Genomic DNA, 22,604 nt, shown 5'->3' on the forward strand with positions numbered 1-22,604 from the left:
TCGACAACGGGAGTCACAATCCCGTGCTCTACCAACTGAGCTACGCCCACCATATAGCGCTACTTGTGCCAAAGCTGCCTAATGGCGCACCCGGCAGGACTCGAACCTGCGACCATCCGCTTAGAAGGCGGATGCTCTATCCAGCTGAGCTACGGGCGCCTTATTAATCTGTACTCTTGGAGGATTACAAACTAAATGCTTCCAGCCTTACAGAACAGTGATTCTGCTTGACCTTCTTAACCAGTGCTAGGCTGTGCCCGACAAGTGCGACGAATAGTATAGAGCGCTCTGAAACCCGTCAAATCTTTTTTGAAAAAAATTCATTTTATTTAAGGAGTTAGGGCAATTTGCAGACCAAGCGCCTTTGCCCTCACGTCTTGGCGTGCGAGAATGCGCGCACTTTTCTTCCCCCTCTCGATGGTTAATCACGCGTAATGACTGCACAACTTATCGACGGCAAATCAATCGCCGCCAGCCTGCGCCAGCAGATCGCCAAACGGGTCGCAGAGCGCAGCCAGCAAGGCCTGCGCACACCGGGACTCGCGGTGATCCTGGTCGGCAGCGATCCTGCGTCTCAGGTTTATGTCTCGCACAAGCGTAAAGACTGTGAAGAGGTCGGCTTTATTTCCAAGGCCTACGACCTGCCCGCGCAGACCACCCAGCAGGCCCTGACCGACCTGATCGACAGCCTCAACGAGGACCCGACGATAGACGGTGTGCTACTGCAACTGCCCCTGCCGGATCACCTGGACGCGTCCAAATTGCTTGAGCGCATTCGCCCGGACAAGGACGTCGACGGTTTCCATCCTTATAACGTCGGGCGCCTGGCACAGCGCATCCCGCTGCTGCGCCCCTGCACCCCCAAAGGCATCATGACCCTGCTGGAAAGCACCGGTGTCGACCTGTACGGTCTCGATGCCGTGGTGGTGGGCGCGTCGAACATCGTCGGTCGCCCGATGGCCATGGAGCTGTTGCTGGCCGGCTGCACCGTGACCGTGACCCATCGTTTCACCAAGGACCTCGCCGGCCACGTCGGACGCGCCGACCTGGTGGTGGTTGCCGCCGGCAAGCCGGGCCTGGTCAAAGGTGAGTGGATCAAAGAGGGTGCAATCGTTATCGACGTCGGCATCAATCGCCAGGAAGACGGCAAGCTGGTGGGCGACGTAGTCTACGACACCGCACTGCCCCGCGCCGGCTGGATCACGCCGGTGCCAGGCGGCGTCGGCCCGATGACTCGCGCCTGCCTGCTGGAAAATACCCTGTACGCCGCGGAAACCCTGCACGATTAATAACCGCATGTACTGAAGAAGCCCCGCCTTATCGCGGGGCTTTTTATTAGCCGGAATAAAACCTGTTTTTTCTTTGTTTTTAAGCACTTTCGTCTGGTTCTGTAAGAACATTCGACAGTTTCTGATCCATACTCCTAAAATGTAACGCCATTTATCAAAAACCCGTTTTCCTAACGGTATTTCTTACTTTTTAGCGAGTTCATCCGCGTGAAAATTCGTCTTTCCATCATCAGCCTATTTTTCGCATTCACAGGCACTATCGCGCACGCCGCCGAAACCGCCCTGGCGCCCCGCGATCCTTCCAAACTGCAAATCGCTTCCGGCAGCGCCATGCTGGTCGACTTGCAAACCAACAAAGTCATCTATGCCAGCAACCCCGACGTGGTGGTGCCCATTGCGTCTGTAAGCAAGCTGATGACCGGTCTGATCGTCCTCGAAGCCAAGCAAAACATGGACGAGTACATCGATATCAACATCACCGATACGCCAGAAATGAAAGGTGTGTTCTCCCGCGTGAAGATCGGCAGCGAAATGCCGCGCAAAGAAATGCTGCTGATCGCCCTGATGTCCTCGGAAAACCGTGCCGCCGCCAGCCTGGCCCACCACTATCCGGGCGGCTATTCGGCGTTTATCGCGGCAATGAACGCCAAGGCCAAGGCCCTCGGCATGACCAGCACCCACTATGTCGAACCCACTGGCCTGTCGATCCACAACGTATCCACCGCTCGCGACTTGAGCAAGCTGTTGGCCGCTGCGCGCAAGTACCCGATGCTGAGCCAGTTGAGCACCACCAAGGAAAAGACCGTAGCCTTCCGCAAGCCCAACTACACCCTGGGTTTCTCCAACACTGACCATCTGATCAACCGCGCCAACTGGGATATCAAGCTGACCAAGACCGGCTTCACCAACCAAGCCGGCCATTGCCTGGTGCTGGTGACCAGCATGGGCAACCGACCGGTGTCGCTGGTGATCCTCGATGCTTTCGGCAAGTACACCCACTTCGCCGACGCCAGCCGTATCCGCAGTTGGGTCGAGACCGGCAAGGGCGGCGCGGTGCCGGATGTCGCGTTGCGCTACAAAGCCGACAAAAACCTGAAAAACCGCGCGAATGCCGCCGAGGTCCGGCGCTGAATAACACCGAAGAACCGATGGGAGGGGCTCTGCGCCCTGCCCCCATTGTTATCGGTGATCCGCCAAGACTTTAAGCGCCTGCGCCGCCGCCCGCTCCTGCCCGGCCTGGGCCGTGGCATCGGCCGCCTCGCGCCAGCGCTGCGCATCCACATTGGCCGGCAACTGGCTCGGGCGCTGGGTGAGGATCGCCCAATGTCCGGCACTGGCCCATTTCGATTCAAAATCGCTGAAGCTCATCAATAGCCGCCGGTCCATGCCCGAGCGCAGTAACACCGTGCTCTTTTGCTGATTGAAGCCCACCACCACGACATACCGCGCATCGGACCAGAGCCCGCCGCCGAGGCGTGCCATCACCGGATAACCTGCGGCCACCTGCGCCAGCACGGCAGTCAACTTGGCCTCCAACGGGTACACCATCAGCCCATATTCGCGCGCCAATTGCGGCATCGTGCGCTCCAGGTTTGCCTCGCCGCCAGGCAAATGCAGCGGTTTATCCAGCAGCCCCGGTGTCATCACAATGCCTTGTTGCGACAGCATGCTGGCTAATGCAGCAGGGCCGCTTTGATAGACCTCGCTGCGAAAGGTCGGCACGCCATTGAGTTCGACCCGCTCAGGCAGGCCCGCTAGTTTTGAGGGGTGCCCGGCACACGCGGTGAGCCCCAAGGTGAAGGCCAGCAGCAGGGACGTTGGGAGATTCGACCGTAACCGCACTTTTCTACTCTCTTGATCAGACGTCGGTGAGGGCGCTGATCATAGCCCAATCACGTTTCTGTCGGGCCTGGATATAGCGAACTCGTTGGACAGACACGACCATTGGTCAATAGCAGGCAACCGCCAGGTAGCTAGACTGTCCATTGAGAAGACTGTGTGTGCCCCCTGCGGGGCGAAGGAGGCCCAAATGAGCCTTGCAACAACGATTTTCCTGTTGATCTGCGGTTGGCTGGCGGTAGCCGGCGCCATGTTGTGGGGGGTGTTGCGCATTACCCGCCGGCACCATCACCCCCACGTCAAACCCGCTAAGCCTCACAAAGCGGTGGTGCGTCACGCTTAACCAGGCATGCAATTGAAGTCCTGTGTCGTCGCCACTTCGTGACCTTGTGCATCCTTTAGGGTGGCGCGTACGGTCATCCCCAGGCTGGACTCCACCAAGGTGTAGTGCTCGCCCGCCTTGAAATGCTTGTAATGGACACGACCCTGGCAGTCTTGCTGATTGTCGTCACCGGGTTCGTCCTCGAACAGCGTCACGTCCAAGCGATGGTCCCCCGGTGTCACCTCGAAGAAGCGTCCGTCGTCCACGCGCTTGCCGTCTACACGTTCGGCCAGCAGGTCATTGGGCGCTTCCTCTTTAAGGCCGATCCAGGCCTCGCTCGGGTCCGCCTTGGGCATCGGCCCGGCACAGGCCGATAACAGCAATACGGCGCTCAGGGCGGGGATCAATAAAAACGGTTTAAGTGACATGGCAGCGCTCCTTGGATCGTACATTCGATGGGCTACAAGCTTGAGCAGCCGCTACGCCTGGAACAAATGAAAGCCTATGAAACGATCTTCAGCGCTTACCTAAATGTTCCTTCACCTGGCTGAAAGGTGCGTGTTAGGTGGGTCGGGCAAGACTGCCGGGGTTTGCAATCCTTGCTCTGTTGGAGATCCACGCATGCTCGGGCTGGTAAAGACCGCACTGCACAAGCCGTACACGTTTATCGTGCTGGCCATATTCATTTGCATCATCGGGCCGATGGCGGCCCTGCGCACACCCACCGATGTTTTTCCGGATATCGGCATTCCCGTAGTGGCTGTGGTCTGGCAATACAACGGTCTGTCGCCGGATGCTATGGCCGGTCGGGTGATCTACACCTACGAACGCTCCCTGAGCACCACCGTCAACGACATCGAACACATCGAGTCTCAATCGCTGCCCGGCATGGGCATCGTCAAGATTTTCTTCCAGCCTGGCGTGGATATCCGCACCGCCAACGCCCAGGTCACGGCGGTATCACAAACCGTGCTCAAGCAGATGCCGCCCGGCATCACGCCGCCGCTGATCCTCAACTACAGCGCCTCCACCGTGCCCATCCTGCAAATGGCGTTTTCCAGCCCGACACTGTCGGAAGCCAAGATCCGCGACCTGGTGCAGAACAATATCCGCCTGCCCCTCAGCGCCCTGCCCGGCCTGGCGATGCCGACCCCGATGGGCGGCAAGCAACGCCAGATCACCCTCGACCTCGACCCGCAGGCGCTGGCTGCCAAGAGCTTGTCGGCCCAGGACGTGGGCACGGCGCTGGCCTTGCAGAATCAAATCATTCCGGTAGGCACCGCCAAACTCGGCACCGACGAATACACAATCCTGCTCAATAACAGCCCCAAGGCCATCGATGAGCTGAACAACCTGCCGATCAAGACCGTCGACGGTGCGCTGATTACCATCGGCCAGGTCGCCCATGTGCGCGACGGTTCGCCGCCGCAGACCAATATCGTGCGCGTCGACGGCCATCGTGCGGTGCTGATGCCGGCGCTGAAAAACGGCAGTATCTCCACCCTGTCGATCATCGACGGCATCCGCCAGATGTTGCCGCGCATCGATGAAACCCTGCCACCGTCACTCAAGACTTCGCTGCTGGGCGACGCCTCGGTGTTCGTCAAGCAATCGGTGGGCAGCGTCGCCCAGGAAGGCATCATTGCTGCACTGCTGACCAGCGCGATGATCCTGCTGTTCCTCGGCAGTTGGCGCTCCACGCTGATCATTGCGGTATCGATTCCCCTGGCCGTGCTGTCAGCCATTGCGCTGCTGGCGGTTACCGGGCAAACCCTCAACGTCATGACCTTAGGCGGGCTGGCGTTGGCGGTGGGGATCCTGGTGGACGACGCCACGGTGACCATCGAAAACATCAATTGGCACCTGGAACAAGGCAAGGCGGTGAAGGCTGCGATTCTTGATGGCGCCGCGCAAATCGTCGGCCCGGCGTTCGTCTCGCTGCTGTGCATCTGCATCGTGTTCGTGCCGATGTTTCTGCTGCAAGGCATCGCCGGTTATCTGTTCCGGCCGATGGCGCTGGCGGTGATTTTTGCCATGGCCAGTTCGTTCATTCTGTCGCGCACCCTGGTGCCGACGCTGGCGATGTTTCTGCTCAAACCGCACACACCGGAACAGGGCGCAGGGCACCATCCCGAAGATGAATTCATCAACCACCATGAGGGCGAGCAGCACCAGAAGCCACGCAATGTCGCGCTGCAGGCCGTGCTGAATTTCCAACAAGGTTTCGAGCGCCACTTCTCGAATATCCGCGACACCTACCATGGTTTGCTGACACTGGCCCTGAGCAACCGCAAGCGCTTTATCGTGGGTTTTCTCGCCTGTGTACTCGCCTCGTTCCTGCTGTTGCCCAGCCTGGGCCAGGACTTTTTCCCGGCAACCGATGCCGGTGCGCTGGCCCTGCACGTGCGCCTGCCGCTGGGTACGCGCATCGAAGAAAGCGCCGCCGCCTTCGACCGCATCGAAGCGCGGATTCGCGAAATCATTCCCGCCGAAGAACTGGACACCGTCGTCGACAATATCGGCATTCCGCTGAGCGGCATCGATATGGCCTATAGCAGCAGCGGCACCATCGGGCCGCAGGATGGCGATATCCAAGTCACCCTGAAAAAACACCACGCGCCCACCGCCGACTATGTGAAAAAACTGCGTGAAGCCTTGCCGCAAAGCTTTCCCGGCAGCCACTTCGCATTCCTGCCGGCGGACATCAGCAGCCAGATCCTTAACTTCGGCGCGCCGGCGCCCCTGGACGTAAAAATTTCCGGGCGCAACGACGCTGAAAACCGCGCCTACGCGCTGGAGCTGGAACGCCGCCTGCAACACGTTCCGGGCATCGCCGATCTGCGCATCCAACAGTCCACCGGCTACCCGTCGTTACAGGTGAATGTCGACCGCCTGCGCGCCAACGGCCTGGGCATTACCGAGCGCGACGTAACCAACAGCATGGTCGCATCACTGGCCGGCAGTTCGCAGATTGCGCCGACGTTCTGGCTCAACCCGGCCAACGGTGTGTCCTATTCCATCGTCGCCGCCACCCCGCAATATCGGCTGGACAGCCTGCCGTCGCTGGAAGCCTTGCCAGTGACCGGCGCGAGCGGCCAGTCGCAGATCCTCGGCGGCGTGGCAAGCATCTCCCGCGTGCAAAGCCCGGCGGTGGTGACCCACTACAACATCGAACCAACCCTGGACCTATACGCCAATGTGCAAGGTCGCGACCTCGGCGGCGTGGCGCGTGACGTGCAAAAGGTGCTGGACGACACCGCGTCCATGCGCCCCAAAGGCGCAACGATCAGCCTGCATGGGCAGATCGATGCGCTGCATGAAGCTTTCAGTGGGCTGAGTTTTGGCCTGCTCGGCGCGGTGGTGCTGATCTATCTGCTGACCGTGGTCAACTTCCAGTCGTGGGTCGACCCGTTCGTGATCATCACCGCCCTGCCGGCGGCCTTGGCGGGGATCGTGTGGATGCTGTTTCTCAGCGGCACCTCATTGTCGGTGCCGGCCTTGACCGGCGCGATCCTGTGCATGGGCGTGGCCACCGCCAACTCGATCCTGGTGGTGAGTTTCTGCCGGGAACGCCTGGCCGAACACGGCGATGCCTTGAAAGCCGCACTGGAGGCTGGCTACACGCGTTTCCGGCCGGTGTGCATGACCGCCTTGGCGATGATCATCGGCATGCTGCCCCTGGCCCTGTCCGAGGAGCAGAACGCGCCCCTGGGCCGCGCCGTGATCGGCGGCCTGATTCTCGCCACCACCGCCACCCTGTTGTTTGTACCCGTGGTCTTCAGCCTGGTCCACGGTCGTCACCCTACTCGCGCCACTGCTGGAGAAACGCCCCATGTCGTCTGATCAAAAACCCTCGCGCAAGCGCCTGATGCTCCTGGGTGTCGGCGGCCTGACCCTGGCCGCCCTGTTGGTCGCCAACGGCTTGCATGCCCGTACGCTGCACGCACAGTCGGTCAGCGCCTGGACCCAGGCCGCTGCCATTCCCCATGTCAGCGTATTCCAACCGCAACACAATGCCGCCGGCGACACTCTGCGCCTGCCCGCGCACCTGGAAGCCTGGAGCACCGCACCGATTCATGCACGAGTCAGCGGTTACCTGAAGGACTGGAAGGTCGACATCGGCAGCCAGGTAAAGGCCGGGCAAGTGCTGGCCGAAATCGACAGCCCCGACCTCGATCAACAACTGGTCCAGGCCCATGCGCGATTGGTTCAGGAACAGGCGAACGCGCACCTTGCAGCGACCACCGCGACGCGCTGGCAAAACCTCTTGGCCAGCCATTCGGTATCGCGTCAGGAAGCCGATGAGAAAACCTCCAACGCGGCGGCGGCCAAGGCCAACGTCCAGGCCGCCGCTGCAGACGTTGCGCGGTTGTCGGCACTGCAAAGCTACAAGACCCTGCGCGCGCCGTTCGCCGGCACCATCACCGCACGCAATACCGATATCGGCCAGCTGATCAAGGCCGATACCGACAGCGATCCGGAGCTGTTCAACATTGCCGACACCCACCAGTTGCGCCTGTATGTACCGGTGCCGCAGAACTACGCCGCAGTGATCCATCCGGGCCTGGAAGCCGAGTTGAGCGTGCCCGAGCACCCCGGCATGCACTTCAAGGCGCGGTTGATCGGCGACTCCACCGCCATCGATCAGCGTTCCGGTACGCTGCTCGCGCAATTTGTCGCGGACAACCCCAACGGCGAACTGCTGCCCGGCGACTATGCCGAAGCCACCCTGCCGATCCCGGCGGACACCCATGGCGTGAGCATCCCCGCCAGCGCCCTGATCTTCCGCGCCCAAGGCACCCAGGTGGCGATGCTGGACGGGCACAATCATGTGCACCTGCAAAGCATCCATATCGGCCTGGACCTGGGCGATCGGCTGGTGATCGACCAGGGCCTCAACGCTGCCGACCGTGTAGTGGACAACCCGCCCGACGCCCTGCGGGAAGGCGACCCGGTACAACTGGCCGCCGCCGGAGGTGCACATGCGCCCAAGGCTTAAACCGCTCGCCGCGCTGGTGCTGCTGGGCTTGCAAGGCTGCTCCATGGCGCCCGGCTATACCACGCCGGCGCTGGAGTTGCCGGCCCATTACCGCGAACAGACCAGCACAGGCCCGTGGCATAGCGCACAACCCAACGACCAACTGGCAGCGCAGTGGTGGACGCTCTACCACGACGCGACGCTGGATCACCTGCAACAGCAACTGCTCCAGGCCAACCCGGACCTGGCGGCGGCGCTCGCGCACTTCGATGCGGCCCAGGCATATGCCAGCCAACTGCACGCGGGGCTGTTCCCACAGATCAACGCCAGCGCGCAACCGTTGCGCCAGCGGCAGTCGGATTCGCGGCCGTTGCGGGGGACTACACAACCGTCGGTGTACAACAGCAATACGGCGGGTTTTTCGTTGAGTTACGACCTGGATCTCTGGGGCAGAATCCGCAACCAGGTCGCCGCCGGTGACGCCCAGGCCCAGGCGTCCGGCGACGATCTAGCAGTGGCGCGCCTGAGCCTGCAACGCCAGTTGGCAACCTTGTACGTACAGCTCAATGGGTTGGATGCCCAGGCGCGCATCCTCAACAGCTCCCTGGAGGATTTCAGCCAAGCCTTGCAACTGACCCGCAGCCGCTACGAAGGTCAGATCGCCTCGGAGTTGGACCTGACCCGCGCCCAGAACCAACTGTCCGAAGCCCGCGCTCAACTTGATGACGTACGCGGGCAACGCAACCTCATCGAACATGCGCTCGCAGAATTGATCGGTGTAGCGGCCAGTGACTTCACCCTAGCGCCCACTGCGCAACTGATTGCCCTGCCGGCAATTCCCTCGCAACTGCCCAGCCAGCTGTTGCAACGCCGCCCAGATATCGCCGCAGCAGAGCGCCGGGTGTTTGCCGCCAACGCCAACATCGGCGTGGCCAAGGCGGCGTGGTATCCGGATTTCAGCTTGACCGGCTTGATCGGCGGGCAGACCCAAGGCGTTGGCAATCTGCTCTCGGCCGGCAATCGGTATTGGGCGTTGGGGCCGTTGGTGAACCTGCCGATCCTTGACGGTGGGCGCTTGAGCGCCAACGAACGCCAGGCCAAGGCCGAGTTCGAAGAGGCATCGGCGCAGTATCGCAGCCAGGTGTTGAAGGCCGTACGCGAGGTGGAAGACAACTTGGCGCAACTGCGGGACTTGCAGCAGCAAGCGCAGGATGAACAGGCGGCGGCGGACGCGGCGCAGCATACGCAATCATTGGCGATGAACAGCTATCAGGCAGGCGCCGTGAGTTACCTGGATGTGGTCACCGCGCAAACTGAGGCGTTGCAGGCGCAGCGGACATTGCAGGCAGTGCAGACACGCCAGTTGCAGGCGAGCGTCGGCTTGATCACCGCCCTGGGCGGCGGTTGGCAGCCTGGAGCTTGACCGGGGGCAAGCACAGCTCGGTGATGTCAGTTAATGATGCTGTGAATGAAATAAAGCCATCGGGGGCAAGCCCCCTCCCACATGGGTCCCGCGCCAGCCACACAATGCATGAACTCCGCAGAACCGCATGTGGGAGAGGGCTTGCCCCTGATGGCGGTGAATCAGCTAATAAAATATCGGATTCAAGCCGCCCTCCACACTAATCCAGTGTCAGACACATAATGTATAAGCGCCGCCGAACCAATGTGGGAGGGGGCTTGCCCCCGATGGTGGTGAATCAGCTACTGAAATACCGGGCTCAAGCCGCCCTCCACACTGATCCTGTGTCAGACACATAATGTATAAGCGCCACCGAACCAATGTGGGAGGGGGCTTGCCCCCGATGGTGGTGAATCAGCTACTGAAATACCGGGCTCAAGCCGCCCTCCACACTGATCCTGTGTCAGACACATAATGTATAAGCGCCACCGAACCAATGTGGGAGGGGGCTTGCCCCCGATGGTGGTGAATCAGCTACTGAAATATCGGGTTCAAGCCGCCCTCCACACTGATCCAGTGTCAGACACATAATGTATAAGCGCCGCCGAACCAATGTGGGAGGGGGCTTGCCCCCGATGGCGGTGAATCAGCTACTGAAATACCGGATTCAAGCCGCCCTCCACACTGATCCTGTGTCAGACACATAATGTATAAGCGCCGCCGAACCAATGTGGGAGGGGGCTTGCCCCCGATGGCGGCCTTCCAGACACATCCTGCCAAAAGCCTGCCCCTCAGCCTCCTGCTTACCAATCTAGCCTCTCAAAGCACATCTAAAGAGGGGCCAGGGAATGGCAGATCTACCCGCTTCACACCGCCTGCGCATAGGCCGCTTCAGCGAGCCGGGCCGCATCTACCTCATTACCACCAATACCCACGAACGCGTACCGATATTCAGCCATTTCCACCTCGGTCGCCTGGTGGTCTGGCAATTTCGCTTAGCCCAGTACCAAGGGCTGGCCAACTCTCTGGCATGGGTGATCATGCCGGACCATTTCCATTGGTTGCTTGAACTGAAAAAAGGCTCGCTGGCGGACTTGATGTGCCAGGTGAAGTCAAAAAGCACCAGGACCGTCAATGGCCTGAGTGGTCGCAAGGGCCGGCTCTGGCAAGAGAGCTTTCATGATCGGGCCCTTCGCAAGGACGATGACTTGGTAAAAATGGCCCGGTATGTGGTGGCTAATCCATTGCGAGCGGGTCTGGTCGAGCGGATTGGCGACTACCCACTGTGGGATGCGATCTGGGTTTAACGTCATGCACAGTCCAAATGTGGCAGGGGGCTTGCTCCCTCCCACATTTTTTACCCGCATTTCAAGCGGCGAGTTTGCCGCTGGCGATGGCGGCTGAAGCGGCCAGCATGGCACGCAACAACACCGCACACCCCGCCGCCAAATCATCCGGCGCGGCGTTCTCGATTTCGTTATGGCTGATGCCGCCTTCGCACGGGACGAAGATCATCCCCGCCGGGCCCAGTTCGGCGACGAAAATTGCGTCGTGCCCTGCTCCGCTGACGATGTCCATATTCGACAGGCCCAGGCCGTTCGCCGCGTTACGCACCGCCTCGACGCAACCTTTGTCGAAGTACAACGGCGGAAAGTCAGCCGTGGGTTCCATCTCGAAACTCAACCCGTGTTTGGCGCAGGTGTCTTCGATCACCTGGCGCACCTGGGCAATCATCGAGTCCAAACGCGCCGGTTCCAGGTGCCGGAAGTCCAGGGTCATGCGCACTTCACCGGGGATGACGTTGCGTGACCCCGGATAAGCCTGCAGGCAACCTACGGTGCCGCAGGCGTGGGGTTGATGCCCCAGCGCTGCCGCATTCACCGCCGCCACCACCGCTGCGGCGCCGACCAGGGCGTCCTTGCGCAGGTGCATCGGTGTCGGCCCGGCATGGGCTTCGACGCCGCGCAGTTTCAGGTCAAACCACTTTTGCCCGAGGGCGCCGAGTACCACGCCGATGGTTTTTTTCTCATCCTCCAGAATCGGCCCTTGTTCGATATGCGCCTCGAAATACGCGCCGACTTTATGCCCGCTCTCGGGACGAGTTCCCGCGTAGCCAATCGCGTTCAACGCCTCCCCCACACTGACGCCCTCCGCGTCAACCTTGGCCAGGGTATCGGCCAGGGTGAATTTCTCGGCGAACACCCCGGAGCCCATCATGCACGGCGGAAAGCGCGAGCCTTCCTCGTTAGTCCACACCACCACTTCCAGAGGCGCCTCGGTTTCGATCTTGAGGTCGTTGAGAGTACGCAGCACTTCCACGCCGGCCAGTACACCAAAGCAGCCATCGAACTTGCCGCCGGTAGGCTGGGTGTCGATATGGCTGCCGGTCATCACCGGTGGCAGGTCCGGGTTGCGCCCTGGGCGACGGGCAAAAATATTGCCGATGCCGTCGACGCTGACCGTACAGCCGGCCTCTTCGCACCACTGCACGAACAGGTCGCGGGCCTTGCGATCAAGGTCGGTAAGGGCCAGGCGACACACGCCGCCCTTGGGCGTGGCGCCCAGTTTGGCCAGGTCCATCAGCGACTGCCACAGGCGGTCACGGTTGATATGCGGGTGGGCCGATTGCAGAACGTCGAGGGCAGCGTTCATGGGGATCTCCTCAGGCTGTATTTCTTATGAATTGACTTTGATGACCACCGGGCTGGCCCCGCGCTTGGCATTCAGGCCGTAATACAACAGCCCGCCCAACGCCGAGCCGGTGAACCAGCCATAGCTGTAGAACCAGCTGAACGCATCGCTGCCCAAGGCCAGCAAGGTCAGCACCACCGGCACACCAAAGGCGATAAACCCGCTCCAGTTCCACGCCGGATACACGTCATCGCGGTACAGGCCGGCCAGGTCCAGTTGTTGTTTGCGGGTGATGAAATAGTCCACCACCATGATCCCGGCGATCGGTCCCAGCAGGCTCGAATAGCCCAGCAGCCAGTTGGAATACACGGTCTCCAGGCTCACATCCGAAACGATCAAACCGAGCTTCTTGAGCAGCTCATGGGCCATCAGCGCCAGCCCCACCAGGCCGGTGAGGATCACTGCGGTGGTGCGGTTGATCAGTTTGGGCGCGATGTTCTGGAAGTCGTTGGTGGGCGAAACAATGTTGGCCGCGGTGTTGGTGGACAGCGTGGCGATGATGATCAGCGCCATGGCAATGGCCACCCACACCGGGCTCTGGATATGGCCGATCAGCGTGACAGGATCAGACACACTCACCCCCACCAGTTTTACCGAAGCGGCAGTCATGATTACGCCGAGGGCGGCGAACAAGAACATGGTCAGCGGCAGGCCGAAAATCTGCCCGAGGATCTGGTCCTTCTGGCTTTTGGCATAGCGGCTGAAGTCGGGAATGTTCAGCGATAAGGTGGCCCAAAAGCCCACCATCGCAGTCAGGCCAGCCATAAAATAACCGGTCAGGCTCGCGCCTTCGGGGCGTTTGGGCGGGATCGCCATCAATTCGCTGATGGACACATTCGGCATCGCCCACACCAACAAGCCAATGCCCACCGCCACCAGCAGCGGCGCCGACAAGGTTTCCAGGCGCTTGATCGACTCGGCGCCGCGCAGCACCACCCACAGATTCAAGGTCCAGAACATCATGAACCCGATCACTTCACCGGTGCCGCCCAGGGCCTTCCAGCCCTCGAAAATCGAGCCCAGGAACAGGTGAATCGCCAGGCCGCCGAACATGGTCTGGATGCCGAACCAGCCGCACGCCACCAGCGCGCGAATCAGGCACGGCACGTTGGAACCGAGGATGCCGAACGAGGAACGCAGCAGCACCGGAAACGGAATGCCGTACTTAGTGCCGGGAAACGCGTTGAGGGTCAGCGGCAACAACACCACGATATTGGCCAGCAGGATCGCAATCAGCGCCTCGCCCACCGACAACCCGAAATACGCCGTCAGCACCCCACCCAGGGTGTACGTCGGCACGCAGATCGACATGCCGACCCACAGCGCGGTGATATGCCATTTGTTCCAGGTTCGTTCATGCACCTTGGTCGGTGCCATGTCGTGGTTGTAGCGAGGGCTGTCGAGGACGTCGGGGCCGGCGTCGAGTTCGTACAGGCCGTTGCGCTCAATGACTTGCGATCTGTTCTGTTGCATGGCCGCTCCACGGTTTTTTCGAATTATTGTTGCTCACCCCCTGCAACGCAGGAGATGGCCGGAGTACCTCGTAAACAATATGACATCACAGGCCCGGCCAGCCGCCACTGCACTCAATATTCGTGCCGTTGACCGCCGCTGCGCCCTCACCGCTTATATAACGTGCTGATGTTTATCAACTTTCCGATTGAGCCCCGGTTACTTGCTGCTGAATTTATTCAGGCATTACGCAAGTTGCCCGAACCAACCGGACTCAATCTGGTGCAACACAATTATTTTCATTTTTCATTCCCGTCAAGCGGCATATCTCAAGCGCCTGATTTGCAATAAGAAATGTTGCTCAGTTTGCAAACCTGTCAAGTGCGTCAAAATGGTGAACGCCCGCTACATTTTGGTGATTTCAATATTTTTTACTTAAATATCAATATCTTATTAACAGAATAAGCTTATAAAAAATATCCTTGCCCAATCGAAAAACTCGGGCTAGTTTCTATTCCTGTCACCGCTGTCAGGAATAACACCTGACCTCGGCACGTAGCATTACAACACTTAGAACTGGCACAAGCCGGTCAAGCCTGTGAGGAACTCGACATGTCGCTGTTGATCCGTGGCGCCACCGTTATTACCCATGATGAAAGTTACCGCGCCGATGTTTTATGCGCAGGCGGTCTAATTCGCGCCATTGGCTCTAACTTGGACGTCCCCGCCGGCACCGAAGTGCTCGACGGCAGCGGCCAATACTTGATGCCCGGCGGTATCGACCCCCACACCCATATGCAACTGCCCTTCATGGGCACTGTAGCCAGCGAAGATTTTTTCAGCGGCACGGCGGCGGGTTTGGCCGGTGGCACCACGTCGATCATCGACTTCGTGATTCCCAACCCGCAGCAGTCGTTGCTGGAGGCCTTCCACCAGTGGCGTGGCTGGGCGGAAAAATCGGCGGCCGACTACGGCTTCCATGTCGCGATCACCTGGTGGAGCGAACAGGTGCGCGAGGAAATGGCCGAGCTGGTCAGCCACCACGGCATCAACAGCTTCAAGCACTTCATGGCCTACAAGAACGCGATCATGGCGGCCGACGACACCCTGGTCGCCAGCTTCGAACGCTGCCTGGAACTGGGCGCGGTCCCCACCGTGCATGCGGAGAACGGCGAGCTGGTGTATCACCTGCAACGCAAACTGATGGCCCAGGGCATCACCGGGCCGGAAGCGCACCCGCTGTCTAGGCCGTCCCAGGTGGAAGGCGAAGCGGCCAGCCGGGCGATCCGTATCGCCGAAACCATCGGCACGCCGTTGTACCTGGTGCATGTGTCCACCCGGGAAGCCCTGGATGAGATCACCTACGCCCGTGGCAAGGGCCAGCCGGTCTATGGCGAAGTCCTTGCCGGCCATCTGTTACTGGACGACAGCGTCTACCAGCACCCCGACTGGCATACCGCCGCCGGCTACGTGATGAGCCCGCCGTTCCGTCCACGCGGGCATCAAGAGGCGCTTTGGCACGGTCTGCAATCCGGCAACCTGCACACCACCGCCACCGACCACTGCTGCTTCTGCGCCGAGCAAAAAGCCGCCGGGCGCGACGACTTCAGCAAAATCCCCAACGGCACCGCCGGGATCGAAGACCGCATGGCGCTGCTGTGGGATGAAGGGGTCAACACCGGCCGCCTGTCCATGCAGGAGTTTGTTGCGCTGACCTCCACCAACACCGCGAAGATCTTCAACCTCTACCCCCGCAAAGGCGCGATCCGCGTGGGCGCCGACGCCGATCTGGTGCTGTGGGACCCACAGGGCACGCGCACCATTTCCGCCAAGACTCACCACCAACAGGTCGACTTCAACATCTTCGAAGGCAAGACCGTGCGCGGTGTGCCGAGCCACACCATCAGCCAGGGCAAGTTGGTCTGGGCCGATGGCGACCTGCGCGCCGAGCGCGGTGCCGGGCGCTATGTGGAGCGGCCGGCGTATCCGGCGGTGTTCGAGCAGTTGAGCAAGCGGGCTGAGCATTCCAGGCCAATTGCTGTGAAGCGCTGAAACCGTCATCGGGGGCAAGCCCCCTCCCACACTTGAATGTATTCACAATCAAAATGTGGGAGGGGGCTTGCCCCCGATAAGGCCAGTACAAGCAACAAAAAATGCCCACTTAGAGGCAATCCAAAAAAAAACCGTGAGGCCACCACCGTGATCCAGACCCTGACCCATCTCCCCCATCCCGTTGAGGATGGCGCGACCCTCGCCAGCCATTTCACCGACCTGGCGCCGCCGCTCAATGCGCGCCAGGCCCACCTGGAAGCCTCGCGCTGCCTGTATTGCTACGACGCGCCGTGCGTGAACGCGTGCCCCAGCGAGATCGATATTCCGTCGTTCATCCGTAATATCCACACCGATAATGTGCAGGGCGCCGCGCAGAAGATCCTTTCGGCCAACATCCTCGGCGGTAGCTGCGCGCGGGTCTGCCCCACCGAGATCCTGTGCCAGCAAGCCTGTGTCCGTAACAACGCCGAAGAGTGCGCACCGGTGCTGATCGGCCTGTTGCAGCGCTATGCGCTGGACAACGCCCACTTCAGCGAACACCCCTTCCAGCGCGCCGCGCCCAGCGGTAAACGTATCGCCGTGGTCGGCGCCGGGCCGGCCGGTTTGGCCTGTGCTCATCGCAGCGCCATGCACGGGCACGATGTGGTGATTTTCGAAGCGCGGGAAAAGGCCGGCGGCCTGAATGAATATGGGATCGCCAAGTACAAACTGGTGGACGACTTCGCCCAGAAGGAACTGGATTTTCTCCTGCAAATCGGCGGCATCGAGATCCGCCATGGCCAGCGCCTGGGGGCCAACCTGACCCTGAGCGAACTGCACCAGCAGTTCGACGCGGTATTCCTCGGCCTCGGCCTGGCCGCCAGCAAGCAACTGGGCCTGCCCCACGAGGACGCCCCCGGCCTGCTCGCCGCCACCGATTACATCCGCGAATTGCGCCAGGCCCAAGACCTCACCCAACTGCCCGTGGCCGACCGCTGCATCGTGCTCGGCGCCGGCAACACCGCTATCGACATGGCCGTGCAAATGGCCCGCCTCGGCGCCCGCGACGTCAACCTGGTATACCGCCGTGGCCTGGCGGACATGGGCGCCACCGGCCACGAGCAGGACATCGCCAAGGCCAATCAGGTGCGCCTGTTGACCTGGGCCATGCCCGAAGAAGTGTTGCTGGACGACCAAGGCCGTGTGCGGGGGATGCGCTTTGCCCGCACCCAGATGCACGACGGCCGCTTGCAACCTACCGGCGAGACGTTCGAGCTGGCCGCCGATGCAATCTTCAAAGCCATCGGCCAAGGCTTCGACGGCGACGCGCTACACGATCCGTTGGCTCAACAACTGCACCGGGTGGGCGAGCGAATCTTCGTCGACGAGCACCTGCGTACCAGTATTCCCGGGGTGTATGCCGGCGGCGACTGCGTCAGCCTTGGTCAGGACCTCACCGTGCAGGCGGTGCAACATGGCAAGCTGGCCGCCGAGGCCATGCACGCTCAACTCATGCTGAATGTGGAGGCTGCGTAATGGCCGATCTCTCGATTGTGTTCGCCGGTATCAAAGCCCCCAACCCATTCTGGCTGGCCTCCGCGCCGCCCACCGACAAAGCCTACAACGTGGTCCGCGCGTTCGAAGCGGGCTGGGGCGGTGTGGTATGGAAAACCCTGGGCGAGGACCCGGCGGCGGTCAACGTGTCGTCCCGCTACTCAGCCCATTTTGGCGCCAACCGCGAAGTGCTGGGCATCAACAATATCGAGCTGATCACCGACCGCTCGCTGGAAATCAACCTGCGGGAAATCACCCAGGTGAAAAAGGATTGGCCCGACCGCGCGCTGATCGTGTCGTTGATGGTGCCTTGCGTGGAAGCGTCGTGGAAAAACATCCTGCCGTTGGTGGAAGCTACCGGCTGCGACGGTATCGAGCTGAATTTCGGTTGCCCCCATGGCATGCCCGAGCGCGGCATGGGCGCGGCGGTGGGCCAGGTGCCGGAATATGTGGAACAGGTGACACGCTGGTGCAAGACCTATTGCTCGTTGCCGGTGATCGTCAAGCTCACGCCCAACATCACCGACATCCGCGTGGCGGCACGGGCGGCGTATCGCGGCGGGGCAGATGCGGTGTCGCTGATCAACACCATCAACTCCATCACCAGCGTCGACCTGGAGCACATGGTTGCCCTGCCGACCGTCGGCACCCAGAGTACCCACGGCGGGTACTGCGGCTCGGCGGTCAAGCCGATCGCCCTGAACATGGTCGCAGAAATCGCCCGCGATCCGCAGACCCAAGGCTTGCCGATCTGCGGCATCGGCGGCATCGGCACCTGGCGCGACGCCGCCGAGTTCGTGGCCCTGGGCTGCGGCGCGGTGCAGGTGTGCACGGCGGCGATGCTGCATGGGTTTCGCATCGTCGAAGAGATGAAGGACGGGTTGTCGCGCTGGATGGATAGCCAAGGCTACACAAGCCTGCAGGATTTTTCCGGGCGCGCGGTGGGCAATACCACGGACTGGAAGTACCTGGACATCAACTACCAAGTCATCGCCAAGATCGATCAAGCGGCGTGTATTGGCTGCGGGCGCTGCCACATCGCTTGCGAAGACACCTCGCACCAGGCCATCGCCAGCCTCAAGCAGGCCGACGGCACCCACACTTACGAGGTGATCGACGATGAGTGCGTGGGCTGCAACCTGTGCCAGATCACCTGCCCGGTGGCCGATTGCATTGAGATGGTGCCCATCGACACGGGCAAGCCATTTTTGAATTGGACGCAGGATCCGAGGAATCCGTACAGGGAGGCGGTGTAGCCCTTCTGGCCTCATCGGGGGCAAGCCCCCTCCCACATTCGACCGAGTTTGTCTGAATGAATGCGATCAAGTGTGGGAGGGGGCTTGCCCCCGATGAGGCCCCAAGCCCCACCACGATACTCAAGGCTCCAACCCAATCCCCCTCAGAATCACACTGGTCACTGTCTGAATCGCCTTCTCGAATTGCCTGTCCGACAACGGCTGGTGATCATTCAGAATCGTCACTTGGTGATCGAAGTCGGCGTAGTGCTGGGTCGAAGCCCAGATCATGTACAACAGGCTCGATGGTTCCACCGGCAAAATGCGTTTGTCTTCCACCCACTGGCGAATTTTCGCTTCTTTCATCTTGGCCCAGTCGTACAGGCTTTCGTCCAACGCCTCACCCAGGGTCGGCGCGCCGTGGATGATCTCGTTGGCCCAGACTTTCGAGCCGTACGGCCGTGTACGCGAGCGCTGCATCTTGGCGCGGATGTAGCTGCTTAGCACCACCCGTGGGTCGTCAAAGGTTTCAAAGCTAAGGGCGTCCTGTTTCCACACGTCCAGCAGGTCGAACAGCACAGCGCTGTACAGCTCGCTTTTAGTGGTGAAGTAGTAATGCAGGTTGGAGCGCGGCAGTTGCGCTTCTTCGGCGATGTCGGCCATGGCGGTGCTGCCATAGCCTTTCTCGGCGAAGATTTTCTCCGCCGCCAGCAGGATCTTTTCGACGTTTGCCCGGCGAATGCCACTCTTGTGATTGCCCATAAGGGCTCCCTGACAACAACATGGCCTAAAGACTACCATCGGCTCTAGATCGCGGCGACAGGCGCATTCGAAACTTCGTACACTGCGCGCTTCTCTCTTGGATTGGGTATTGCACCATGTTGATCAAGAAAGCCCTGACTGCTGTCGCCCTGCTCGCTTCCCTGCTGGGGGCTTCGGCAGCATTTGCCCACGCCCACCTGAAAAGCGCCAGCCCAGCAGAGGACAGCACCGTCACCGCCCCCAAAGACCTGCGGCTGACGTTCAGCGAAGGCGTCGAGGCCACGTTCAGCAAGGTTTCGCTGAGCAAGGACGGTACTGAAGTCGCCATCAAAGGCTTGGAAACCCCGGACGCCAATAAAAAAATCCTGGTGGTCACACCGGCCGCGCCGCTGGCGGCCGGCACTTACACCGTCGAGTGGCATGCGGTCTCCGTCGACACCCACAAAAGCGAAGGCACTTATCGCTTCAAGGTCGGCCAATAACCCATGGCCACCCTGCTGGTGCTGTGCCGGTTCGTGCATTTTATGGTGGTGTTGCTGATGTTCGGCGCTTGTGCCTTCAGGCCCTGGCTGCTGGGCAAAGACACGCAGCCGGCCTTGGAACGCACGTTGCTGCGCCTCACCCGTGGGCTGGCCTGGACGGCGCTGGTATCCGGCGTGGCTTGGTTGCTGCTGATTACCGCAAGCATGGCCGGCAGTTGGGACGCCGCACTGCAGCCCGGTACCGTGGGCCTGGTGCTGGGCAAGACGTTCTTCGGCCAGGTGTGGGTCTGGCATCTGCTGCTGAACCTGCTACTGGTGATCGCCCTGATCAAGCCCTGGCCGGCGCTACGCTTGCCGCTGCTCGCGCTGTTGCTGGCCACCCTGGCCCCGGTAGGCCATGGCGCCATGCTGGACGGCCTGAACGGGCGCCTGCTGATCCTCAACCAAGTGGTGCATCTGTTGTGCGTCGGCGCCTGGCTGGGTGGGTTGCTGTTGCTGGTGCTGATCCTCAGGCAAGCGCAGCGTCACCGGCTGGAGCCGATCCTCAGGCGTTTCAGCGGCGTCGGCTATGGGCTGGTCGCCGGTTTGCTGGTGAGCGGGTTGATCAACGTGCGTGTGCTCACCGGGCAACTGTGGCCAACGCCATTGTTCAGTGGGTTTGCGCTGATTCTATTGATCAAGGTGATGCTGGTGCTGGGTATGTTGTGCTTGGCACTGCTGAACCGGCTGCGTCTGGATAGCGGCGAACAGCAGTTGGCCGGTTTGAAAGGCAGCGTGATGCTGGAGTGGCTGCTCGGTGTTTGTGCCGTAGCGGCCGTTTCGGTGCTGGGCACCTTGCCGCCGATGGTCCTGGCTGGCTGAAATGCGGGAGCGGCGGTGCGACGATTCGACTTGCCTGCGATAGCCATAGGTTTCTACACAGGTCTTAGAGGCTGACACATAACTCTGTGCTGAGCAGGCTCACCACAGCAAGCTCGCTCACCACAACAAACCCGCTCACCACAACAGTCTCAAGGGATGTTTTCACTGATACCCGTGCCGCCCCCTTCCACATTGACCTTGCGCACCTTGGTCATCGTATAACTTCTGCTTGACACTCCAGGAAAACCCCGCAAATATTCGCTCCAATGTTGTACGACGACGTATGACAAATAATAAAAACAACAAAAGAAAGGGAGCGTCACTGTGAGTCAATTCGCCCGCAATTCCTGCGTACGTCTGGGCCTTGTCGGCCTCGGCAGCCTGAGCATCACCCTACCCTTCGCCGCGCACGCCGACGGCTTTGTCGACGACGCCAAGGCCACGCTCAACCTGCGCAACGCCTATTTCAACCGTAACTTCACCAACCCGGGCAACGCCCAGGGCAAGGCTGAAGAGTGGACGCAGAGCTTCATTCTCGACGCCAAGTCCGGTTACACCCAAGGCACTCTCGGCTTCGGAATTGACGTACTGGGCCTGTATTCGCAGAAGCTCGACGGCGGCAAAGGCACCGGCGGCACCCAGTTGCTGCCGATCCACGACGACGGTCGCCCCGCCGACAACTTCGGGCGCTTGGGCGTAGCGCTGAAAACCAAACTGTCGAAGACCGAACTGAAAGTCGGCGAATGGATGCCGGTGCTGCCGATCCTACGCTCCGACGATGGTCGCTCACTGCCGCAAACCTTCCGCGGTGGCCAGATCACCTCCAATGAAATCGCCGGCCTGACCCTCTACGGCGGGCAATTTCGCGGCAACAGCCCACGCAACGACGCGAGCATGGAAGACATGTTCATGAACGGCAAAACCGCGTTCAAGTCGGACCGCTTTAACTTCGGCGGCGGCGAATACACCTTTAACGACAAACGCACCCAGGTCGGCCTGTGGTACGCCGAACTGAGCGATATCTACCAACAGCAATACGTCAACCTCATCCACAGCCAACCGCTGGGCGACTGGACCCTGGGCGCCAACCTCGGTTTTTTCAACGGCAAGGAGGACGGCAGCGCCCTGGCCGGCGACCTGGATAACAAAACCGCGTTTGCCCTGCTCTCGGCCAAGTACGGCGGCAACACGTTCTACGTGGGCCTGCAGAAACTCAGCGGCGACAGCGTGTGGATGCGCGTCAACGGCACCAGCGGCGGCACCTTGGCCAACGACAGCTACAACTCCAGCTATGACAACGCCAAGGAAAAATCCTGGCAACTGCGTCACGACTTCAACTTCGCGGTGCTCGGCGTACCCGGCCTGACCTTGATGAACCGCTATATCAGCGGCAGCAACGTGCACACCGGAACGATCACCGACGGCAAGGAATGGGGTCGCGAATCGGAACTGGCCTACACCGTGCAAAGCGGCGCACTGAAGAACCTCAACGTGAAATGGCGCAACTCCACGATGCGTCGGGACTTCAGCACTAACGAGTTCGATGAGAACCGGATATTCATCAGCTACCCGATCTCGTTGCTCTAAAGCTTGCCGAACCTGAACACTAACGCCCACCCCATGTGGGAGGGGGCTTGCCCCCGATGACGCGGGTCAGCCGATACTGCCTTTGCTGACCCACCGCTATCGGGGCGAGCCGAATCGAC

Annotated in this window: 18 protein-coding genes and 1 tRNA gene; 13 read left to right on the top strand and 6 right to left on the bottom strand. The window is 60.8% G+C overall.

Annotated features, from left to right (window positions below):
- Nucleotides 1-82 precede the first annotated feature (82 nt).
- Nucleotides 83-159: transfer RNA gene (locus tag QRN41_RS03875), tRNA-Arg, on the bottom strand.
- A gap of 275 nt (nucleotides 160-434) precedes the next feature.
- Between QRN41_RS03875 and folD the strand changes: the two genes are divergently transcribed.
- Nucleotides 435-1,289 (top strand): bifunctional methylenetetrahydrofolate dehydrogenase/methenyltetrahydrofolate cyclohydrolase FolD, encoded by an 855-nt coding sequence (gene folD, locus QRN41_RS03880; RefSeq protein WP_034098858.1) that lies wholly within the window; start codon nucleotides 435-437, stop codon nucleotides 1,287-1,289.
- Between the two features lie 207 nt (nucleotides 1,290-1,496).
- Complete coding sequence (gene pbpG, locus QRN41_RS03885) at nucleotides 1,497-2,420, top strand: D-alanyl-D-alanine endopeptidase (protein WP_034114272.1); 924 nt, start codon at nucleotides 1,497-1,499, stop codon at nucleotides 2,418-2,420.
- Nucleotides 2,421-2,468: 48 nt separating this feature from the next.
- Here pbpG and QRN41_RS03890 read toward each other — a convergent pair whose 3' ends face one another.
- Nucleotides 2,469-3,131: a peptidase C39 family protein gene (locus QRN41_RS03890; RefSeq protein WP_052198982.1), complete on the bottom strand. Its 663-nt coding sequence runs from the start codon at nucleotides 3,129-3,131 to the stop codon at nucleotides 2,469-2,471.
- Nucleotides 3,132-3,318: 187 nt separating this feature from the next.
- On the opposite strand from QRN41_RS03890, the gene QRN41_RS03895 reads away from it, so the two are divergent.
- The gene (locus tag QRN41_RS03895; RefSeq protein WP_167389900.1) at nucleotides 3,319-3,471 is read left to right on the top strand and encodes a hypothetical protein; all 153 of its coding nucleotides are present in this window, start codon (nucleotides 3,319-3,321) and stop codon (nucleotides 3,469-3,471) included.
- Here the strand turns inward: QRN41_RS03895 and QRN41_RS03900 are convergent.
- Nucleotides 3,468-3,878 (bottom strand): PA0061/PA0062 family lipoprotein, encoded by a 411-nt coding sequence (locus QRN41_RS03900; RefSeq protein ID WP_285421183.1) that lies wholly within the window; start codon nucleotides 3,876-3,878, stop codon nucleotides 3,468-3,470. The genes QRN41_RS03895 and QRN41_RS03900 overlap by 4 nt on opposite strands.
- Nucleotides 3,879-4,071: 193 nt before the next feature.
- On the opposite strand from QRN41_RS03900, the gene QRN41_RS03905 reads away from it, so the two are divergent.
- The 4 genes from QRN41_RS03905 to QRN41_RS03920 all read left to right on the top strand — a co-directional run bounded on the left by QRN41_RS03905 (nucleotide 4,072) and on the right by QRN41_RS03920 (nucleotide 11,137).
- Nucleotides 4,072-7,293, top strand: coding sequence for an efflux RND transporter permease subunit (locus QRN41_RS03905; protein ID WP_285421184.1), 3,222 nt, complete (start codon nucleotides 4,072-4,074; stop codon nucleotides 7,291-7,293).
- Nucleotides 7,283-8,449 carry an efflux RND transporter periplasmic adaptor subunit gene (locus QRN41_RS03910; protein WP_285421185.1) on the top strand — a complete coding sequence of 389 codons (1,167 nt, stop codon included), beginning with the start codon at nucleotides 7,283-7,285 and terminating at the stop codon, nucleotides 8,447-8,449. The genes QRN41_RS03905 and QRN41_RS03910 overlap by 11 nt, the downstream gene beginning before the upstream one ends.
- Nucleotides 8,433-9,851, top strand: coding sequence for an efflux transporter outer membrane subunit (locus tag QRN41_RS03915; RefSeq protein WP_094066499.1), 1,419 nt, complete (start codon nucleotides 8,433-8,435; stop codon nucleotides 9,849-9,851). Before QRN41_RS03910 ends, QRN41_RS03915 begins: the two co-directional genes overlap by 17 nt.
- An 827-nt stretch (nucleotides 9,852-10,678) precedes the next feature.
- Nucleotides 10,679-11,137, top strand: coding sequence for an REP-associated tyrosine transposase (locus QRN41_RS03920; protein WP_034098871.1), 459 nt, complete (start codon nucleotides 10,679-10,681; stop codon nucleotides 11,135-11,137).
- A 61-nt stretch (nucleotides 11,138-11,198) separates the two neighbouring features.
- Here QRN41_RS03920 and QRN41_RS03925 read toward each other — a convergent pair whose 3' ends face one another.
- Both QRN41_RS03925 and QRN41_RS03930 read right to left on the bottom strand, forming a co-directional pair.
- Nucleotides 11,199-12,482, bottom strand: coding sequence for a Zn-dependent hydrolase (locus QRN41_RS03925; RefSeq protein WP_167417908.1), 1,284 nt, complete (start codon nucleotides 12,480-12,482; stop codon nucleotides 11,199-11,201).
- A 24-nt stretch (nucleotides 12,483-12,506) separates the two neighbouring features.
- Nucleotides 12,507-13,994 carry an NCS1 family nucleobase:cation symporter-1 gene (locus QRN41_RS03930; RefSeq protein WP_167417909.1) on the bottom strand — a complete coding sequence of 496 codons (1,488 nt, stop codon included), beginning with the start codon at nucleotides 13,992-13,994 and terminating at the stop codon, nucleotides 12,507-12,509.
- A 591-nt stretch (nucleotides 13,995-14,585) separates the two neighbouring features.
- On the opposite strand from QRN41_RS03930, the gene hydA reads away from it, so the two are divergent.
- From hydA to preA, 3 genes are all read left to right on the top strand, one after another.
- Nucleotides 14,586-16,025: a dihydropyrimidinase gene (gene hydA / locus QRN41_RS03935; RefSeq protein ID WP_167417910.1), complete on the top strand. Its 1,440-nt coding sequence runs from the start codon at nucleotides 14,586-14,588 to the stop codon at nucleotides 16,023-16,025.
- 147 nt (nucleotides 16,026-16,172) lie between these two features.
- Nucleotides 16,173-17,540 carry an NAD(P)-dependent oxidoreductase gene (locus QRN41_RS03940; RefSeq protein WP_034138649.1) on the top strand — a complete coding sequence of 456 codons (1,368 nt, stop codon included), beginning with the start codon at nucleotides 16,173-16,175 and terminating at the stop codon, nucleotides 17,538-17,540.
- Nucleotides 17,540-18,814 carry an NAD-dependent dihydropyrimidine dehydrogenase subunit PreA gene (preA, locus tag QRN41_RS03945; protein ID WP_285421186.1) on the top strand — a complete coding sequence of 425 codons (1,275 nt, stop codon included), beginning with the start codon at nucleotides 17,540-17,542 and terminating at the stop codon, nucleotides 18,812-18,814. Before QRN41_RS03940 ends, preA begins: the two co-directional genes overlap by 1 nt.
- 120 nt (nucleotides 18,815-18,934) lie before the next feature.
- On the opposite strand, the gene QRN41_RS03950 is transcribed toward preA, so the two are convergent.
- The gene (locus QRN41_RS03950) at nucleotides 18,935-19,555 is read right to left on the bottom strand and encodes a TetR/AcrR family transcriptional regulator (protein WP_034138650.1); all 621 of its coding nucleotides are present in this window, start codon (nucleotides 19,553-19,555) and stop codon (nucleotides 18,935-18,937) included.
- A gap of 116 nt (nucleotides 19,556-19,671) precedes the next feature.
- Here QRN41_RS03950 and copC point away from each other — a divergent pair, with 116 nt between their 5' ends.
- The 3 genes from copC to QRN41_RS03965 all read left to right on the top strand — a co-directional run bounded on the left by copC (nucleotide 19,672) and on the right by QRN41_RS03965 (nucleotide 22,485).
- Nucleotides 19,672-20,037 (top strand): copper homeostasis periplasmic binding protein CopC, encoded by a 366-nt coding sequence (copC, locus tag QRN41_RS03955; RefSeq protein WP_034098885.1) that lies wholly within the window; start codon nucleotides 19,672-19,674, stop codon nucleotides 20,035-20,037.
- A gap of 3 nt (nucleotides 20,038-20,040) precedes the next feature.
- Nucleotides 20,041-20,898, top strand: coding sequence for a copper homeostasis membrane protein CopD (gene copD, locus QRN41_RS03960; protein WP_167417912.1), 858 nt, complete (start codon nucleotides 20,041-20,043; stop codon nucleotides 20,896-20,898).
- A gap of 324 nt (nucleotides 20,899-21,222) precedes the next feature.
- The gene (locus tag QRN41_RS03965) at nucleotides 21,223-22,485 is read left to right on the top strand and encodes an OprD family porin (protein ID WP_167417913.1); all 1,263 of its coding nucleotides are present in this window, start codon (nucleotides 21,223-21,225) and stop codon (nucleotides 22,483-22,485) included.
- Nucleotides 22,486-22,604: the final 119 nt, after the last annotated feature.

This window comes from Pseudomonas sp. efr-133-TYG-23, from assembly GCF_030209215.1.
GTDB classification, from domain to species: Bacteria; Pseudomonadota; Gammaproteobacteria; order Pseudomonadales; family Pseudomonadaceae; genus Aquipseudomonas; species Aquipseudomonas rhodesiae.

Coding starts and splice junctions, on each gene's coding strand:
- copD (WP_167417912.1), top strand. CDS start 20,041: ATGGCCACCCTGCTGGTGCTGTGCCGGTTCGTGCATTTTATGGTGGTG.
- QRN41_RS03950 (WP_034138650.1), bottom strand. CDS start 19,555: ATGGGCAATCACAAGAGTGGCATTCGCCGGGCAAACGTCGAAAAGATC.
- QRN41_RS03930 (WP_167417909.1), bottom strand. CDS start 13,994: ATGCAACAGAACAGATCGCAAGTCATTGAGCGCAACGGCCTGTACGAA.
- copC (WP_034098885.1), top strand. CDS start 19,672: ATGTTGATCAAGAAAGCCCTGACTGCTGTCGCCCTGCTCGCTTCCCTG.
- QRN41_RS03910 (WP_285421185.1), top strand. CDS start 7,283: ATGTCGTCTGATCAAAAACCCTCGCGCAAGCGCCTGATGCTCCTGGGT.
- QRN41_RS03920 (WP_034098871.1), top strand. CDS start 10,679: ATGGCAGATCTACCCGCTTCACACCGCCTGCGCATAGGCCGCTTCAGC.
- QRN41_RS03915 (WP_094066499.1), top strand. CDS start 8,433: ATGCGCCCAAGGCTTAAACCGCTCGCCGCGCTGGTGCTGCTGGGCTTG.
- preA (WP_285421186.1), top strand. CDS start 17,540: ATGGCCGATCTCTCGATTGTGTTCGCCGGTATCAAAGCCCCCAACCCA.
- folD (WP_034098858.1), top strand. CDS start 435: ATGACTGCACAACTTATCGACGGCAAATCAATCGCCGCCAGCCTGCGC.
- QRN41_RS03895 (WP_167389900.1), top strand. CDS start 3,319: ATGAGCCTTGCAACAACGATTTTCCTGTTGATCTGCGGTTGGCTGGCG.
- hydA (WP_167417910.1), top strand. CDS start 14,586: ATGTCGCTGTTGATCCGTGGCGCCACCGTTATTACCCATGATGAAAGT.
- QRN41_RS03925 (WP_167417908.1), bottom strand. CDS start 12,482: ATGAACGCTGCCCTCGACGTTCTGCAATCGGCCCACCCGCATATCAAC.
- QRN41_RS03900 (WP_285421183.1), bottom strand. CDS start 3,878: ATGTCACTTAAACCGTTTTTATTGATCCCCGCCCTGAGCGCCGTATTG.
- QRN41_RS03905 (WP_285421184.1), top strand. CDS start 4,072: ATGCTCGGGCTGGTAAAGACCGCACTGCACAAGCCGTACACGTTTATC.